This is a genomic window from Moraxella sp. VT-16-12, from assembly GCF_002224245.2.
GTDB lineage: Bacteria > Pseudomonadota > Gammaproteobacteria > Pseudomonadales > Moraxellaceae > Moraxella.
This window is the reverse complement of record NZ_NKHK02000006.1, coordinates 54,624-69,107: the sequence shown is the minus strand read 5'-3', so window position 1 is coordinate 69,107 and position 14,484 is coordinate 54,624. Positions and strand designations below refer to the sequence as shown.

At 43.6% G+C, this 14,484-nt stretch carries 16 protein-coding genes and 1 tRNA gene; 8 read left to right on the top strand and 9 right to left on the bottom strand.

Annotation, left to right across the window (positions count from 1 at the left end; translation table 11 throughout):
* Window positions 1–51: 51 nt before the first annotated feature.
* From secD to accC, 6 genes are all read left to right on the top strand, one after another.
* Window positions 52–1,926, top strand: a complete 1,875-nt coding sequence (secD, locus tag CEW93_RS06755) for a protein translocase subunit SecD (RefSeq protein ID WP_089539423.1) — start codon at window positions 52–54, stop codon at window positions 1,924–1,926.
* A 9-nt stretch (window positions 1,927–1,935) separates the two neighbouring features.
* Entirely contained in the window at window positions 1,936–3,075 is a 1,140-nt protein-coding gene (gene secF / locus CEW93_RS06750) for a protein translocase subunit SecF (protein ID WP_089539422.1), read from the top strand.
* Between the two features lie 6 nt (window positions 3,076–3,081).
* Entirely contained in the window at window positions 3,082–3,996 is a 915-nt protein-coding gene (locus tag CEW93_RS06745; protein ID WP_089539421.1) for a DMT family transporter, read from the top strand.
* Complete coding sequence (locus CEW93_RS06740) at window positions 3,993–4,610, top strand: TIGR00730 family Rossman fold protein (RefSeq protein WP_089539420.1); 618 nt, start codon at window positions 3,993–3,995, stop codon at window positions 4,608–4,610. The genes CEW93_RS06745 and CEW93_RS06740 overlap by 4 nt, the downstream gene beginning before the upstream one ends.
* Before the next feature lie 175 nt (window positions 4,611–4,785).
* Window positions 4,786–5,208: an acetyl-CoA carboxylase biotin carboxyl carrier protein gene (accB, locus tag CEW93_RS06735; RefSeq protein ID WP_089539419.1), complete on the top strand. Its 423-nt coding sequence runs from the start codon at window positions 4,786–4,788 to the stop codon at window positions 5,206–5,208.
* A gap of 10 nt (window positions 5,209–5,218) precedes the next feature.
* Window positions 5,219–6,565 (top strand): acetyl-CoA carboxylase biotin carboxylase subunit, encoded by a 1,347-nt coding sequence (accC, locus tag CEW93_RS06730; protein ID WP_089539418.1) that lies wholly within the window; start codon window positions 5,219–5,221, stop codon window positions 6,563–6,565.
* A 39-nt stretch (window positions 6,566–6,604) separates the two neighbouring features.
* Here the strand turns inward: accC and CEW93_RS06725 are convergent, their stop codons facing one another.
* Window positions 6,605–7,234 carry a MarC family protein gene (locus tag CEW93_RS06725; protein ID WP_089539417.1) on the bottom strand — a complete coding sequence of 210 codons (630 nt, stop codon included), beginning with the start codon at window positions 7,232–7,234 and terminating at the stop codon, window positions 6,605–6,607.
* A 95-nt stretch (window positions 7,235–7,329) separates the two neighbouring features.
* Here CEW93_RS06725 and queC point away from each other — a divergent pair, with 95 nt between their 5' ends.
* A complete protein-coding gene (queC, locus tag CEW93_RS06720; RefSeq protein ID WP_370511943.1) occupies window positions 7,330–8,061 on the top strand; it encodes a 7-cyano-7-deazaguanine synthase QueC in 732 nt (243 codons plus the stop codon).
* A gap of 172 nt (window positions 8,062–8,233) precedes the next feature.
* Complete coding sequence (locus CEW93_RS06715; protein ID WP_089539415.1) at window positions 8,234–8,782, top strand: TetR/AcrR family transcriptional regulator; 549 nt, start codon at window positions 8,234–8,236, stop codon at window positions 8,780–8,782.
* Window positions 8,783–8,840: 58 nt separating this feature from the next.
* On the opposite strand, the gene CEW93_RS06710 is transcribed toward CEW93_RS06715, so the two are convergent.
* The 8 genes from CEW93_RS06710 to CEW93_RS06675 all read right to left on the bottom strand — a co-directional run bounded on the left by CEW93_RS06710 (window position 8,841) and on the right by CEW93_RS06675 (window position 14,474).
* Complete coding sequence (locus CEW93_RS06710) at window positions 8,841–9,158, bottom strand: PepSY domain-containing protein (RefSeq protein WP_089539414.1); 318 nt, start codon at window positions 9,156–9,158, stop codon at window positions 8,841–8,843.
* Window positions 9,159–9,269: 111 nt separating this feature from the next.
* Window positions 9,270–10,754, bottom strand: coding sequence for a 30S ribosomal protein S12 methylthiotransferase RimO (gene rimO, locus CEW93_RS06705; protein ID WP_089539413.1), 1,485 nt, complete (start codon window positions 10,752–10,754; stop codon window positions 9,270–9,272).
* Window positions 10,755–10,824: 70 nt separating this feature from the next.
* Window positions 10,825–10,909 (bottom strand) — tRNA-Leu (locus tag CEW93_RS06700).
* Window positions 10,910–11,076: 167 nt separating this feature from the next.
* The gene (locus CEW93_RS06695) at window positions 11,077–11,406 is read right to left on the bottom strand and encodes a hypothetical protein (protein ID WP_089539412.1); all 330 of its coding nucleotides are present in this window, start codon (window positions 11,404–11,406) and stop codon (window positions 11,077–11,079) included.
* 170 nt (window positions 11,407–11,576) lie between these two features.
* A complete protein-coding gene (locus CEW93_RS06690; protein WP_089539411.1) occupies window positions 11,577–11,846 on the bottom strand; it encodes a hypothetical protein in 270 nt (89 codons plus the stop codon).
* A 38-nt stretch (window positions 11,847–11,884) separates the two neighbouring features.
* Window positions 11,885–12,511, bottom strand: coding sequence for a bifunctional nicotinamidase/pyrazinamidase (gene pncA / locus CEW93_RS06685; RefSeq protein ID WP_089539410.1), 627 nt, complete (start codon window positions 12,509–12,511; stop codon window positions 11,885–11,887).
* Window positions 12,512–12,522: 11 nt separating this feature from the next.
* Entirely contained in the window at window positions 12,523–13,335 is an 813-nt protein-coding gene (locus CEW93_RS06680; RefSeq protein WP_089539409.1) for a ferredoxin--NADP reductase, read from the bottom strand.
* Window positions 13,336–13,448: 113 nt separating this feature from the next.
* Window positions 13,449–14,474, bottom strand: coding sequence for a lipid A biosynthesis acyltransferase (locus CEW93_RS06675; protein ID WP_370511942.1), 1,026 nt, complete (start codon window positions 14,472–14,474; stop codon window positions 13,449–13,451).
* Window positions 14,475–14,484 lie beyond the last annotated feature (10 nt).

Here is a 14,484-nt window from a genome sequence, read left to right as displayed (position 1 = left end):
CATTCATTTTAACTTATCGGTTTGTTATTGGCTTAACAAAAGAAGTCCCTTATGCACTATCCTGCTTGGAAATACATACTCATCGTGGTCGCACTTGTCATTAGTGGCATTTACGCCCTACCCAACCTATATCCTGATGAACCTGCAATACAAATCACCAGCACATCAGCAGGTACAAGTCTTGACCAAAACGTTTTGACCCAATCACAACGTCTGCTAGATGATGCAGGTCTGTCCCATCATGGGGGCAACCTTGAAAATAACAGCGTGCTGATTCGTCTTAATACCGCTGAAGACCAACTAAAAGCCCAAGATACTTTGCGTAAAAATTTGGGTGAAAATTATGTGGTCGCTCTAAACCTTGCTCAAACCACCCCAACATGGCTTAGGGACATTGGGGCAAAACCGATGAAGCTTGGTCTTGATTTGCGTGGCGGGGTGCGGTTTGTTCTAGAAGTGGACATGAACAAAGCCCTAGAACGGCGATTAGAAACCGCTAGCCAAGACGTACGCCGTCATCTGCGAAACGAAAAGGTCGCCATAAAAAGCTTACGCACCACCACAGATGGCATGGTTTTGACTTTTGATAGCAATGACGAACGTGATAAAGCCCAACGAACGCTTGCAGGCACGATGGCAGATTTTGCACTACGTCCTGTGATGAGCCAAGACGGGGCAACCTTGGAGATGAGCTACACCGAATCTTCCTTAAACCAAATCAATGAGTATGCAGTAGGTCAAAACTTAACCACACTTCGCAACCGAATCAATGAGCTTGGTGTGGCAGAAGCCTTGGTGCAATCCCAAGGAACAAACCGCATTGTTGTAGAGTTGCCCGGAGTACAAGACACCGCCGAAGCCAAACGCGTCTTGGGACGCACTGCCAATTTGGAGTTTCGTTTGGTTGCTGATGGGGCAGACAGCTTTACAGGGGGCGTACCACCTGCCGGCACAGAAGCATTTCCTTTTGGTACGCTTGATGGCATGCCACTACTACTCAACCGCCAAGCCATCATCACAGGCGACAGAGTACAAAACGCCCAAGTTGGTGTTGATGAAACAGGTCGCCCGCAAGTCTCCATCACCCTTGATAATGCTGGTGGCAAACTCATGCAAAGTGCCACTGCTCCAAATCAAGGCAAGCAAATGGCGGTTTTGTTCATAGAAAACAAACAAAGAGTAAAATTTGAGACTGACCCCACCACTGGCGAAACCACCGAAGTGCGTACGCCCTATGCTGAAACTCGTGTCATTAATCGTGCCACCATTCAGGCGGTGCTAGGCACATCTTTTGTCATCACAGGGCTAGACAGTCATGCCGAAGCATCTGAGCTTGCTTTGCTACTTCGCTCTGGAGCTTTGGCAGCACCCATGTATTTTGTGGAGGAGCGTACCATCGGTCCATCTTTGGGTCAAGAAAATATTGACAAAGGTCTGTTTGCTTCTCAAATCGGTTATCTGTTGGTATTTTTATGGATGATTGTGTTTTATCGTGCTTGCGGGGTCATTGCCAATATTGCCCTTGCTTTTAACATCATCATGCTTGGTGCGGTCATGAGCATTCTTGGCTCATCTTTAACCTTGCCCGGCATTGCAGGGATTGTATTGACCATGGGCATGGCGGTGGATGCAAACGTGCTGATTTTTGAGCGGATTCGTGAAGAAATCGCAGGTGGCTCAAACATCAAGACTGCCATTATGGCAGGTTTTGACCGTGCATTTAGCTCTATTTTTGATGCCAACTTAACCACACTACTGGTCGCGTTTATCTTGTTTGCCATTGGCACAGGTCCAATCAAAGGCTTTGCCATCACCCTTGCCATTGGTATCTTAACATCGCTATTTACCGCCATCATCATAACTCGTGCCTTAATGCAAATTTGGTATGGTTATCGCAAAAACTTAACCAAAATCAGCATCGGTTAGGAGACAGACATGACAGAAAATAATCCGATTGACCCTACCGACGATGGCAAAACCACCCCACGTCGCCGTGCACCCCGCCGAAATGGTAAAGGCAGTAACGCTGCTGCCAATGCCAAACTAGACGGTCAAGCCATCGTTAGCAATAACGATACTGATGATATTGCTGAAAAAGAAGGTGGCATTAAACTCATTGGCAATCAGCGTATCATTCCTTTTATGAAATTAGAAATACCCATGATGGTCATTTCTACTTTGCTTGTGATTGCCAGTGTCATTGCTTTGTCGGTAAAAGGGCTAAATTTAGGGCTGGATTTTACTGGCGGTGTGTCAGCTGATGTGAAGTACAGTCAGCCTGTGGAGCAAGCTTCGGTTACTCGTGCTTTGGCAGATAAAGGCTTTAACGATGCTGTCGTTCAATATCTAGGTACAAGAGATGAGCTGTTAGTACGCTTGCCACCCCAAGACGGCAAAGATGCCAGCACCCTCAATCAAGCACTCACCGAAGCTTTAAATCTGCCCCAAAATAGTGCTACTGTTGAAAACATCAATGTCATTGGCAGTCAGTTGGGTAACGAAATCTATCTCAATTCTTTGATGGCACTGGGCGTGGCTTTGGTGCTGATGATGATTTATGTGGCAGTACGCTTTCAGTTTAAATTGGCAGTGGGGGCGGTATTATCACTATTTCATGATGTGATTGTGGTGTGTGGTTTGTTTGCCATTTTTGGCTGGCCATTTGATTTGACCGTGCTTGCGTCTGTGTTGGCCTTGATTGGCTATTCGGTAAATGACACCATTGTTGTGTATGACCGTATCCGTGAAAATTTTCGCCGTGTGCGTGGGCTTACTCCCCGTCAGGTGGTGGATTTATCGCTGACCGAAACCCTAAGGCGTACCTTTATGACATCGGGCACCGTCTTTGTTGTGGTCATTGCCATGCTGTTTTTAGGGGGCGAAGGGCTGTTTTGGTTTGCCCTAGCTCAATTTATCGGCACGATTGCAGGTACTTACTCATCTGTATATATCGCAAGTTCAATCCCATTACGCATGGGGCTATCTCGTGAAGATTTTGTGGTTAAAGTCAAGCCTGAATTTACCGAAGAAGTCGTAGTTTTTGCCGACCCCAATCTACAAAATGCCAAAGACTAAGCATTGATGGGCTTTTTTAATCGCCTACCCACCCCAATTCAAGGTTATATTTTCGTCATCATCACGATGGCGATTTGGGGTGGGTTTAGTTTATTTGCTCGCCTAAATGCTCATTGGGGCATTAGTGCATGGGACATCATTTTTATTCGGTTTGGCGTTTCAGCACTCATCTTGTTGCCCATCATCATCTACCAAAAAAACCATCAATTTTTATGGTCAAAAACCGCCATCAGCCTTGCTATCTTTGGTGGTGTGGGTTATAGTATGTTGGTATATCGTGCATTTTTAATCGCTCCTGTGGCACATGGGGCAGTATTTTTAAATGGCATGATACCTGTCGCCACTGCCCTACTCATGTTATTTTGGCTAAAAAAACGTCCCGACCACGACACCAAAATCGCTCTAATCATCATCAGCTTAACACTTGTGAGTATGACCGCCTTAATGGTCATCACAAAACAAACGTTTGGTATGGGTGATGGTTTATTTGTGCTGTGTGCTTTTTCATGGGGGGCTTATGGCATTTTGGTCAAGCAAAGCTCACTGACAGCATGGCAAATCATGTGCTGCACTGCCGTTTGGTCTGCTTTGATATATGTGCCAATATACGCACTATTTTTTGAGCCAAACTTTATCCACGTCAAACCACATCATCTCATCATACAAGGGGTGTTTCACAGTGTCATTGTCATGATTGTTGCTACCATGACCTACGCTTTGGCAGTGGCAAAACTGGGCGCATTTACCGCAGGTGGCATCGCATCGGTTGCCCCTTTTATTTCTGCCATTGTTGCTGTGCCACTTTTGGGTGAACCACTTGATTTGGTCATGGTGGTTGGCTTGGTGGGCATGAGCTTCGGTGTGATTCAACCATGGCGATTTTTGACATCTTTAACATTTTTTAACAAGGAAAATTTATGAAACAACTCAATAATATCACAGTTTATTGTGGCTCAAATCTTGGCAACATCGCTGATTATTATCATGCTGCTCAAAACATGGCAAAAACCCTAGCTCGCCGTGGTCATCGCATTGTTTACGGGGGTGGCAGCGTAGGACTGATGGGAACGCTGGCCGATACCGCTTTGGCACACGGGGCGGAAGTTATTGGCGTTGTGCCACATTTTTTGGCAGAAAAAGAGATTGTCCATGACAACCTAACCACACTCATCAAAACCAACACCATGAGCGAACGCAAACTAAAAATGATAGAACTGGCAAACGGCTATATTGCCATGGCAGGCGGTCTTGGCACTTATGAAGAGTTGTTTGAAGTGCTGTCTAACGCCCAACTTGAACTAGACCAAAGCCCCATTGGGCTATTAAATACCAATGGTTTTTATGACCCTGTAATGGCTTTGTTGGCACATACTGCCGAGCAAGGTTTTATGCCAAAAGACAATCTAAAACTAGTCTGTGTTTCCGATGACCCAGATGACTTGCTTGACCAAATGTATGCCTATACACCAACCAAAGCCATCAAATGGTCAATGCCAACATGGTATCAACAAATTTTAAACGCACAATCGTCTTAATTTTGCACAAATATTACAGTCGTTCACACAAAATTACTTGCAAAAATTTACAACGAATGTACACTATACAAAAATTTAAATAAATTTTTACAAAATTCCCCGCAAGTGCTAGGCGATTTTGAAAAAATTTGTTACAATTCGTTTTTATGTATTTTGACTTTTTAAGGTGATGACAATGGACATCAAACAAATTCGCGAACTTATTGACTTGATGGAAGAAAAAGATTTAGCAAATCTTGAATACGGCAAAAAAGGCGACTACATTCATCTTACTCGTAATGTTGCCGTACAAACCGTTGCCGTCCCCCAAGCCGTTAGCACCACAACCGCACCTACCGCCCCCACGACAAAAGCCCCAAGTGGCAAAATAGAGACCGCCCCAATGGTGGGTGTGTTTTACTCTGCCCCTAGCCCAAATGACCCGCCCTTTGTCAAAGTGGGTCAAAAGGTAGAAGCAGGCGACCAGCTTGGCATCATTGAAGCCATGAAAATCATGAACCCCTTAGAAGCCACTCAAAGCGGTATTATTGAAGAAATTTTGGTGTCTAATGCCGAAGTCGTGCAGTTTGGACAGCCTGTCATTCGTTATAAAGCATAAGGCTTGACCCATGATTAAAAAACTTCTGATTGCCAACCGTGGTGAGATTGCCTTGCGTATCGTGCGTGCGTGTAAACAACTTGGCATACAGACGGTGGGCGTATATTCCACAGCCGACAAGGATTTGATGCACCTTAGGTTTTGTGATGAAGCGGTATGTATCGGCAACCCCCCATCCAACCAAAGCTATCTTAACATCTCAGCCCTACTGACCGCCGCCGAAGTAACAGGGGCAGACGCCATTCACCCTGGCTATGGATTTTTGTCCGAAAATGCTGAATTTGCCGAAAAAGTTGAAGGAGCAGGATTGACTTTTGTTGGTCCGCACCCTGACCATATCCGCTTGATGGGCAATAAAGTCTCTGCCATCAACGCCATGAAAGAAGCTGGCGTACCCACCGTCCCCGGCTCTGTTGGGGCGATTACTCTGCATAATGCCGAAGAAGAAGCTCGCAAAATTGGCTTCCCCCTCATCGTCAAGGCGGCAGCTGGTGGTGGCGGACGTGGTATGCGTGTGGTAGAGCGTTTTGAAGAGCTGATTAATCAAGTCCAAGCTGCAAAAACCGAAGCTCAAAGTGCTTTTGGTGATGATACGGTTTATATGGAAAGGTTTTTAAAAAATCCCCGCCATGTAGAAGTGCAAGTTTTGGGGGACGGTGATGGTAATGCTTTGCACTTATTTGACCGAGACTGCTCACTGCAACGCCGTCATCAAAAAGTACTAGAAGAAGCTCCTGCCCCCGGCATTCCTGATGACATTAAACAGCCCATTTTAGATGCTTGTGTGCGTGCTTGCGAGCAAATCGGCTATCGTGGTGCAGGGACATTTGAGTTTTTGTATGAAAATGAAGAATTTTTCTTTATTGAGATGAACACTCGTGTCCAAGTAGAACACCCAGTTACTGAGATGATTACAGGCATTGACATCATTGTAGAACAACTTAAAATCGCCGCAGGCTATGGGCTGTCCTACCATCAAGATGAGATTACCATTCGTGGTCATGCCATAGAATGCCGTATCAATGCCGAAGACCCCAAAACATTTATGCCCTGCCCCGGTCAAATCAATAATTTATTTGCCCCAAGTGGCTCAGGCGTGCGTTTTGACAGTCATCTGTATCAAGGATATAACATTCCAAGCTACTACGATTCAATGATTGGCAAACTCATCTGTCATGCCCAAACTCGCCAGCAATCCATCGCAAAAATGCTCCACGCCTTAGATGAGCTGGTGATTGAAGGCATTAAAACCAACGTGCCACTACATCGTGATGTGATTTTGGTAGATGAAAATTTTAGCGAAGATGCTCAAAACATTCATTATCTTGAAACTCATCTGTTAAATACTAAGCACTAAATAAAAACCCAGTTCGCTGGGTTTTTAAATGCCAATCAACTAAATCATTAATTGGGGAAATAGCCCACGCAGTCCATTTACCAAAATCTCAATCGCCACCGCCGCAAGCAACATGCCCATGATACGACTTAGGATATTAAGTCCAGTCTCCCCCAAAAAGCGACTAATCCGCCCTGCCATCATCAGCGACACATAACAAAACAGACTGATACACAAACCTGCCGATAAAATCATGGCTATGGCAAATACACCTTTGACCTGACTGCTATAAATGATGACCGTAGAAATCCCCCCAGGTCCTATCATCATTGGTATGGCAATTGGCACCACAGCAGATGCCGCCAAAGATGAGCTGACTTCCACTTCATCAGCATTGGGTTTGACAGGGTTACCGCCACCATTCATCATATTAATGGCAATCAAAAACACCAAAATCCCACCTGCCACCTGAAACGACCCCACTGAAATTCCCAGCACCTTTAAAAGATTCTCGCCAAGCAAGGTAAAAAAGGCAATGGTAATAAACACCGTCAAACAGGCAATTTGGGCGACTTTTTGGCGGTCTTTGGGCTGATAGCCACTTGTGATGTTTAAAAACAAACTTAATGTACTAAACGGATTGATTAGCACCACAAAGGCAAGGATGATTTTAATAAGCTCTGTGTCCATGTCCATGTCCTATTTTTTGCGTTATTGTAACACAATCGTTTTAAAATTTAAGCATATTTTTAAACATTGACCAACCTTTGCCAAACTGATATTTCATGGTAAAATACATAATTTTAATCATGAATGACATCACACTCACCCCAAGCCATCCAAACGACCGTGCTGTCGTGTTATTTTCTGGTGGGCTTGATAGCACCACTTGTTTATACTGGGCAAAAGCACATTTTAAGGACGTAACTGCCATCAGTTTTCGTTATGGGCAACGTCATTGCAGTGAGCTGATTTTTGCCCAAAAAATCGCAAAAAAATTGGGCATATCACACCGCATCATAGACATAGACATCGCTCAGCTTGGTGGCTCTGCCCTGACCGACACCACCATAGACGTACCCAATCATAGCGACCACATAGATAGTGTGCCCATCACCTATGTTCCTGCCAGAAACACGATATTTTTATCCTATGCGTTGGCGGTCGCCGAAGTTACAGGGGCAAATCATATCATCATTGGGGTCAGTTCGGTAGATTTTTCAGGCTATCCTGATTGCCGAGCAGATTTTATTCAGGCCTTTGAGCTGATGGCAAATTTGGCAACCGTTGCTGGGCGAGCAGGTAACCGCCTATCCATCATTGCCCCATTACAGCACCTGTCCAAAGCCCAAACTTTACAGTTGGGTTTATCACTGGGCGTAGATTATGCTCAAACCGTATCTTGCTACCAAGCCGACACAGATGGGCGAGCATGTGGCGTGTGTGATAGCTGCGTGTTACGCCGTCAAGGGTTTATAGATGCAGGCGTTTTAGACCCCACTCGTTACAAAGCGTGAATTACTCTGTTCAGGGGTGGGCATTGTTCTCACAGCTCTTATTGGCGTTTTTATTTTAAAAAATCCCCCAGATACTCCTGCCATCATTGGGATTATTTTTATCATCATTGGCGTGGTGATTATGAATGTTTTTTCAAATGTTACCACTCATTAATTAGGAAAAGCAAAGCACATGATGACATCACCCAAACGCAAAAACAACCCCCAAGCATTACGCCACCGCATCATCATCTGCACCAAAGAGCTGATACTCAAAGATGGCATTGCCAATTTATCTTTACAAAAAGTTGCTGATATGGCGGGCACAAGCAAAGGTGGATTATGCCATCATTTTAAAAACAAAGATGACCTAATAATGAGCGTTTTTGAGTTATTTATCGCCCAAATTAACACCGCCATCATGACTCACATCACCGATGAATTTGGCACTTTTACCAAAGCTTATGTTCATGTACTTTTTGATGACACACAAATTGGTTTATCTGGTGATTGGGCGGGACTCATTCAAGCCATGAATGCAGATAATAAACTTCGTGATTTATGGACAAATTGGCTTAACACCAAACTGGCTGTTCATGCTGATACTGACAGCGACAGTCGCCTGATGGCAATTCGCCATGCCGCAGATGGCACTTGGCTAAATCAAACCAGTGATGATAAATTGGCAGAAATTAGAAATTATCTATTGGGGCTGATTGAAGACATCAAACCCACAAACTGATTTTCAAGCAGATATACAAAAACCACTCATCTGAATGAATGGTTTTGTAATGATTGGTTTATTTGCCGATTTTGTTTTCTTTGACTATCTTTAAATTTGGATAGTCCAACTTAATCTCATATTCTGATGCTCCCTTGTAGGCTTTTACTTCAAGGTATTTTTTACCTTCTTGAACACTGGCTTTGATGTTGGTAACTTGGTAATTACTACGAGCTTGGAGCATTTCACGAGCCTTAGCGACATTCGTATGATAGTCTTTATCTGCACTAAACTGTGGTGGTAATTTACCTTGGCTGGCATGAACAGATACCGAAACAACAGACATCAAGGACAATACCATCACCAAAACCAGTCGCACCGCAAAAGATTTTGCCATAAATTCACCCGTTATTACTGTTTTATTTGACTGTCATTCTACTGAATTAATCCTGCAATCACAAGCCAAATATCATAAAGGGCATAAAAAGCTACTTAAAATAACACGCTGTCATTTGGCGTTACAAAAGCTGGCAAACAAGTCATACTCACTGGCTTCATCAATGACCACCGTCAAAAATTGCCCTGCTTTTACCGTCTGGTCAATATTATCCACATACACATGACCATCAATCTCTGGGGCATCAGCATAACTGCGACAGATGGCGATGTTTTCTTCTTCGTCAATCTCATCAACCAACACCACTAAGGTTTTGCCAACTTTTTCTTGGAGTTTTTCTTCGCTGATGGACTGGGCAACCGCCATAAATCGCTCATAACGTGCTTGCTTGACAGACTCTGGCACAGGATTTGGCAGCTCGTTGGCAGCCGCTCCTTCTACTTCCGAATACATAAAACAGCCCACACGGTCAAGGCGAGCTTTTTTAAGCCAATCCAGCAAATACTCAAAGTCTTCGTCTGTCTCCCCCGGAAAGCCCACCACAAAGGTAGAACGAATGGCAATGTCAGGGCAAATTTCTCGCCATTTAGCGATACGTTCAAGCGTATTTTCACTATGGGCGGGGCGTTTCATCGCCTTTAATACATCAGGGCTGGCGTGCTGAAAAGGAATGTCAAGATACGGCAACAGCCCACCTTTGCCGCCACTAATCGCCATGCTCTCTGCCATGATTTGTACCACAGCATCCACATGCGGATAAGGATAAACATAATGCAGTCGCACCCAAACACCTAGTTTTGCAAGAGCTTGGCACATATCAAAAAATTTGGTTTTTAGTGGCTGACCTTGCCAAAATGCCATTTTGTATTTTAAATCCAGTCCATAAGCGGACGTATCTTGACTGATAATGAGCAGCTCTTTTACGCCTGCTTTTTGAAGTGCTACCGCTTCATTCATCACGCTATCAATGGTGCGAGACACCAAATCGCCACGTAGAGACGGAATGATACAAAAGGTGCAGCGATGATTACAGCCTTCGGAGATTTTTAGGTAAGCATAATGACTTGGGGTCAGCTTAATACCAGCGTCATTGATAAGGTCAATTTTTGGGTCGTAGGCTTTGGATTTGGTAGGTTTTGGCACATGGTGTGTTACCGCTTTGACGACTTCATCATAAGCATGAGCCCCTGTTACTGCCAGTACCGCAGGGTGCATGGTACGAATTTTATCAGCGTCTTTGCCCAGACAACCTGTTACAATCACTTTGCCGTTTTTGCTAATCGCTTCGCCAATGGCATCGAGACTCTCTTGCACCGCCGACTCAATAAAACCACAGGTATTGACCACCACTAAATCTGCCCCATCATAATCTTTGGCGACTTGATAACCTTCACGAGTCAGCTCGGTGATGATACGCTCACTATCCACCAAAGCCTTGGGGCAACCAAGCGACACAAAACCCACTTTTGGGGCTTTGGTGGATAAATCCGTAGGGACAAATTGTTCGCTTTGAACAATGTCTCGGTTTTGGTTATGGTTGGCTTTGTGGTGGTATGGCTCGGTTGTGGCTTTGGGGTTGAAAGTGTGTACGGTCATTAGCTGTCTCAATGATGGCTGGGCAAACGGCAAATAACAAAAAACCTGCCATAATAGCAGGTCTTTAATATGGTGGGGTTGGAGAGACTCGAACTCTCACGGGTCGCCCCGCTGGAACCTAAATCCAGTGCGTCTACCAATTTCGCCACAACCCCAGATTTATTAAGACATCTCGTCTTGATGGTGCGTATTATAATGATTTTTTAAAGATTGGCAAGCATTTTTTAATAAAATTTTAAAAAATTTTTTAAGCTATTGATTTAAATAAATTTTTAATAAAATACACAACAAAAAGACATCAATGATGACTTATGACAATCCATCAAGACTGCAAGTTTTTAGCAAGATATGCATACACTTTGTCTTTATGTCGCGTCAAATCCGCCATACATGAATCAATTTGAGCATTTAGGATTTGATTTACTTTGGCATAATGATTTGCCTGCCACTGTGCTAAGGTTTCCACATGAGAGTTTTTTTCGCATTCAAAACGATAAGCCTCTGATGTCAGTTCGGTATTATAAAGCACAATATCCAAAGAGTTGGTCAGACGATATGCTTCTTTACCCACCAAATTTTCATAAACCAAATAAAAACGCTTTGGCTCTATCACCACCTTAGTGATGGGTTTATCATTTGGAGCAAAATGCATTGCTTGTGTATTTATCCAATTTTGTAAAAGCGAGCGAGCATAATCTAGGGTTTTGTTGTCAAATTTAGGCTCTAAAACCTCTCCTCTTAATTGGTCTTTTTGAAACGAGTTGGGCGTTATTGGTGTTAATGCAAAAACACTGGCAACCGTCAGTAATGTCTGAGCCGTGGCTAGTTGGCGGTCTTGCTACGTTTGATAATGACAAGCTCATTTTCAGTATAATCAGCTTGTTTGCTAATCATCTGTTTATTACGACCAATTAACACCACCTGATTATCATTAACCGTCATATTGTCTTGGTAAATATTTTGGTAATATACTTTTTCTAAATTTTGCTGAGCAGTTAGCTTATCAGTACGGGTTTGTGGTGTCTGCACCCCAGAAGTAGAAGCACAACCAGCCATAACAAGTGCGATAGCCAAGATGGTAAATTTACGCATAATTCATTCCTTTAAAGTCCAATACACAACAAAATCGATTATACCAAAATCTCTTTATATGTCATCAATTTGACACCCGCTTTTGTCATATCACTCATCGCCTTATCTAACGAGCCATTGACATCTATTGGGGCGGTGGCGTCTGTAATCACTGTGCAGTCAAAGCCTAAATTCACCGCATCTATCGCTGTCCATGCCACACAAAAATCAGTGGCGATGCCCACAACATACACATGGCTGATGCCCCGCTCATTTAGGTATCCTGCCAGTCCCGTCATGGTGCGTCTGTCAGCTTCCATAAATGCTGAATAGCTGTCAATATCGCGATGATAACCTTTACGGATAATCAGCTGAGCCTTACTCGCCTGCAAGTCCGAATGAAACAACGCATCCACGGTGCCTTGCACACAATGGCGATTCCACAACACCTGCATGCCATAATCAAGCTCAATGGTATCAAAGGGCTGTTTGCCTGTATGGTTTTGATAAAAAGAAACGTGGTCAGCAGGGTGATAATCTTGGGTTAAAATGACGTTATCAAACTGTGCAATGAGCTGATTAACCACAGGGATAATCTTGGCAGAGCCTGACACCGCCAGATTACCATCCACAAAGCCATTTTGAATGTCCACAACCAATAACGCTGTATGAGCTTGATTTAACATCACTTTCTCCTTTACCAATAATTCTCTACGGCAATATTACCCACGCCACGGCGGTTCATGGTCAAACCTTTGGATTTTAGAGTTTCTTTGGTGTCTTCTACCATTTGGGGATTGCCACAAAGCATGATATGTGATGTGGCAGGGTTTAAACTTAGCCCCACATGAGTTTCAAGTTTGCCACTTTCAATCAAAGTAGGAATGCGTTCGTTTAAACAGCCATCAGCTTTTTCACGCGTAACAATCGGCACAAACTGCAAACGTGCTGGCGTGTCTATGAACTGACCAAACTGGCTTTGCAAATCAGCGATTTTATCCACATAAGCCAGCTCAGCAAGAGTGCGAGAGCTATATGCCAACACAATATCACGATAATTTTGCCATGTCATCATATCGCCAAGCATACTAATAAATGGTGCAAGTCCTGTGCCAGTGGCAAATAGCCATAAATCCTGCGGAGCTGGCTCTTGATAGCGTGCCAAGGTCAAAAAACCAAACGGCTCTGGGTTTAGATACAAAGTATCACCCACTTGTAAATGTTGTAGCTGACTGGTAAACGCCCCATCTGGCACAACCACCGAAAAAAACTCCAAATGCTCATCATAAGGCGATGACACCACCGAATACGCCCGAAAAATCTTGGGGCTAATGGCGTTTTTTGGGGCAGTTTGATTGACCTGTAACTCATTAGGGGCAACACCTAGTCGCACAAACTGCCCCGCTTCAAAGCGAAAACCATCAGGGCGTGTGGTCGTAAAACTAAATAAGGTTGGTGTGATGGGAGTTTTGGATAGAACTGTAATAGAGATGGCGTTTTGGTCAGACATGACAATGCTCTTTATTGGTATCAGGTTATTGTAAAAGAATTAAAGAAAAAAGTAAATCAATGGCTTTTTCTTTAAATTCCCATCACACACCACCAGACGATAAACCGTAAAACTTATTCATAAAAATTCTTGCCACTTGCCTGTGTTTTAAATCGCCGATGAAACCACATCCATTGGGCAATATTTTTTTTGATATTAACTTCAAACAGGTCATTGATACGCTGTGCGTCTGCCTGTTCATCATTGCTTGGAAAGCCATCAAGCACAGATGACAGCGTGATGTGATAATGCGGACGTTTGCCTTTTGGAATATAATCAGGAGTTTGGCGTATCATGTCCATCACAATAAAGACAGGCGGATTTTTTTTATCAAAGCTCACAAAACGCCGATGAGCGGTGATGGTAGCAGACGGCACACCAAAAAATGTCGCCATCACACCATGCTCCAACCCAAAATCTTGGTCGGGACTATACCAAATCACCCTGCCCGCCTTAATCCGACTGATGAGTTTTTTCATATCACGACTGCTGATTTGCTCATCAAAAATACGTCTGCGACTATTATACACAAACCAATCAAGCAAAGGATTATTTTGGGGGCGATACATACAATCCGCCCCAAAAAACTGTGTACACAGCCGACCGCCCAAATCCAAGGTGGTAAAATGCCCACCCAGCAGTATCACCGCTTTATTTTCTTTTTGAGCATTAATCAGGTGTTGCAATCCTGAAATGCTAAACGTACGTTTAAATACGTTGGGGCGAAACCATGCGTTTAAGGTCTCAAAAATGCCAATGCCCTGATTGACAAAAACCTGCTTGGCAATTTTTAATTTTTCATCATCAGATTTGTCTTTAAATGCCAAATTCAAATTTACCAATGTGTCTTTAACACGCCTTTTGACCAATAAAAAAGCCAGTCTGCCAATATGTCGCCCAATCATAAACTGAATACGTAGTGGCAGATAAATCAGTGGTAAAAATATCATAAACGCCAGCCAAATCCCCCAATACTTTGGCATTAAAAACTCCAAACGAAACGGCAATTTATCCGCCATATGGGTTTGTTTATGCGTGGCGGTCAAATCAGGCATTTTTTTAATGTCAATTTGCGGTAGGTCATTGTTTGATTGTTGCAAATTATCATCA